A 3,255-nucleotide genomic window follows, 5' to 3' on the forward strand; every position below is an offset into this window, starting at 1 on the left:
CCGTATGCCGGGCCTGGACCGTAACCGGGGGCTCCATGCAGATGATGTCCCGGATGGGCATGAGGCTGATGCGGGTTTTGATGTCCAGGGCCGGACTGTCCAGGATGGGAATGTGCATGCATGGATCCCGGGGCATTTCCCTGAGGATGCTGGTTATAAGCCCCGTAAGGCGGAGCATGGCCGGCACCGTATGGTGGAGTATTGTGTGCGCCGTGGGGCGGCTGCTGTCCTGGTGAATAAGGCGGTGTATGGGGCTGGCCGTAAAAAGCACCCGGTCCTTGCTGCATATCCTGCCCGCAACCCTGGCCTGGTGAATGATTCATGGCTTGCCCGGGACCGGATGAGCCGGGATGTTGCTGCCCGTAACCCATGCCGGGTTCCCCCATGGGAGGAGGGGTGGCAGGACCTGTAGAGTTGCCTGGACCTCCCTCATGATGTCCGCATGCGCATGAAGAAGCCGCATCAGGGGACTGACCCCCATAACCGGCAGGCCCTTCTCCGGCCTGTCCCTGCTGTGGACCGCCGTTTCCGGCCTGAGGGCCTGAACCCGGCTGTTGGCCATAGCCTTCCATGGATACATGTTCCTGATAGCTCATAATTATCCTCCTTTAACTTTTAAGGTTCACAGTCGGGTTAAAACATGACCATTCATGGGGCTGAATAACCGTCCTGCAGGCCCGGAAACAGTCCCCGGGCCGGTTTTCGTCAGCAATCTCAACTGTTTTTTGTATCTGTTTAGCGCTTTGCATGTGGCAGGGGGACTGGCTCTTCCGTCACGCCTGAAGCGTGATTGTCCCGGAAATAGAGTCATTTTAGCACAAAATGAGGCTCAAGTGGGTCCCGGAGTGCCTGTCCCCTGCTTTCCTTAACAGCGCTAAACAGTTACGTTTTTTGTAAGTATCTGGTAAAGCTCTTGAACTATCTCCGCGGCCCGCGCATCATTATCGGTCTGAGCCAGTTCCTGAAGATGGTCCGGGGAAATGCGCTGTGAATCATACTCGATGACCACGGATCTGGCCGGCACATTCAACCTGACGCCCAGTATACCGTCAGGAAGAGAGTCACTGGATGCGCCGAGCTTTCTGGCCTCCGGCTGGTTTGCTATTTCAGGATCAAAACCGATCCTTATCCGGCCTGGAATATGATGCTTTACCCTGAGATAACTGCGCAGCCGGGCCAAAGTTTCAAAATCAAACATGATATGCACTCCGATTGTCATTATCATATAATGGCTTGATAAATTTTATTGCACACTGAATATGACTCAAACTCATTTATTGCCGCCCAACCAGCTTTCAAAAAAATGCAAGTACTACTTTTTCAACAACCGCGATGAATTGGCCAGCACTCCAAGGCTGTGGGTCACGTGCACCAGCCCTGCCGTTACCGGTGTCAAAATACCCATGGCCCCGGCAAATACTCCCAGCACATTGGAACCAGTGGCGATCCAGAAATTCTGCTGAACAGTCTGCATGGTCTGGCGGCTCAGAAGGTATACCTGCTCCAGGGCTTCGAGCCCCTCCCGGGCCAGGGCGATATCCGCCGCCTCAACAGCTACTTCGGACCCGGCGGTGCCTACTGCCACTCCAACGTCGGCCCGGGCCAGGGCCAAAGCATCGTTGATGCCGTCTCCCACCATGAGCACCCGGCTGCCGTTTTCCCGGAAACTGTCCACGATTTCAGCCTTGTCCCCCGGCATTATCCCGCAGTAACACTCAGTTATGCCCAGAGCCCGTCCCAGGTGAGCTGCTGATTCTTCCTCGTCCCCGGTTATCATGGCAAAGCGCTTCACACCCATGCGGCGCAGGGCTTCAAGGACCTTTTTCGCTTCAGGGCGGACCTTTGATGCAAAAGCCAGCAGCCCTGCCGGCTCTTTGTCCTGGTACACATAAAGGACAGTCAGGCCCTGACTCTTCAGCTCTTCCGCCAGCTGGCGCATTGCAGAGGCATCAGCCTTGAACATCCGTATCAAGCGAGCATTACCCACCAGCACCTCCCGGCCGTGGATAACAGCCCTGATGCCCATGCCCAGATGATTTTCGCAGACCTCATGGTGGTCCGGATTGATTCCCCTGGAACGGGCCTCATGAATTATAGCCATGGCCAGAGGGTGATGACTGTGGGTCTCTGATGAAACGGCCATCTGCAAAAGTTCCTGCTCTGTAGTTCCTTCAGAAGTGATAATCTGCTGCAAAACAGGGTGAGTCGTACTCAGGGTGCCGGTTTTATCAAAAAGGGCTGCGTCGCATTTTCCAATTTCTTCAAGATAGCGCCCGCCTTTGATGAGAATGCCTCTGGATGCAGCTGCATTAAGGGCGGCACTGACAGCGGTTGAGGCCGCAAGGACGGTTGCACAGGGGCAGGCCATGACCAGAAGTACTGTAAAGGCCCGCCAGGGATTCCAGGTGACCAGACCGGTGACCAGGGTAGCTGCAACACCCATCCTGACCAGCCTGGTGGCCAGGGCATCGGCGGCACCCTCAATGGGTGCCCTGTCTTCCAGGCTGCACTGAACTTTATGCATCACCCTGGACAGATAAGTCTTGTCTCCCACCTGCTCAGCCTGTACGTGCACCACTCCCTCATGCACAAAAGTTCCGGCATGGACCCGGTGTTTTTCCTTTCTTAGCTGAGGCTCGGCCCTGCCGTTCAGTGGTGCCTCATCCACCAGGGCCTGTCCGGAAACAATCACGCCGTCAACGCAGATTTTCTCGCCGGTGTGCAGGACGACAACGTCTCCCGGGTGTACTTCATCAACACTTCTTTCCACTTCCACCCCGTCTTCCAGGACAAAAGTATGATGAGAAGTTGCTTCCAGAATTCCGGCAATGCTTTTGCGGGATCGTCCGGCGATCCAGGCGGAAAGAAGCTCGGCTCCTGAATCAATCCACAATATCTCCAGAGAGGTCAGGGCCTCCCCGGCGACAGCGGATCCCAGGCTGCCGGCAGCAAGAAACCCGTCCTTGCTTAGCTGCCCCTGGGACAGAGAAGAGATCCCTGAACGCAGCAACGGCAGGCTCAAAACCACAGTAGCCACCCCGAGAGGGCTGCTGACAGTTTGAAGCACCGCCCGGCCAAGAATCCAGCGCTGTACGAGCACAGCTCCCAGTACGGCCGAGACTGCGGCAAACCTGACCGCCTTTTTAAAAACAGCTTCATCCTGAGACCCGGCGCAGCAGCATGTTGAAGTGCCGCAGATACTTTCCCGAGCCTGGGTGTGACTGCTTTCACCCCGGGAGGTGTATATGTGGCTGC

3 protein-coding genes are annotated in these 3,255 nt (G+C 56.2%); 1 reads left to right on the plus strand and 2 read right to left on the minus strand.

Annotated features, from left to right (window positions below):
- Positions 1–112 precede the first annotated feature (112 nt).
- Positions 113–412, plus strand: a complete 300-nt coding sequence (locus QZP87_RS03925; protein ID WP_291321613.1) for a hypothetical protein — start codon at positions 113–115, stop codon at positions 410–412.
- A 462-nt stretch (positions 413–874) separates the two neighbouring features.
- Here the strand turns inward: QZP87_RS03925 and QZP87_RS03930 are convergent, their stop codons facing one another.
- Positions 875–1,198 carry an HMA2 domain-containing protein gene (locus QZP87_RS03930; RefSeq protein ID WP_291321614.1) on the minus strand — a complete coding sequence of 108 codons (324 nt, stop codon included), beginning with the start codon at positions 1,196–1,198 and terminating at the stop codon, positions 875–877.
- Positions 1,199–1,312: 114 nt separating this feature from the next.
- Positions 1,313–3,255 (minus strand): cation-translocating P-type ATPase (locus QZP87_RS03935; RefSeq protein ID WP_291321615.1); only part of this gene is annotated, 1,943 nt, incomplete at its 5' end.

The organism is Desulfonatronospira sp., assembly GCA_003563255.1.
Taxonomy (GTDB): domain Bacteria; phylum Desulfobacterota; class Desulfovibrionia; order Desulfovibrionales; family Desulfonatronovibrionaceae; genus Desulfonatronospira.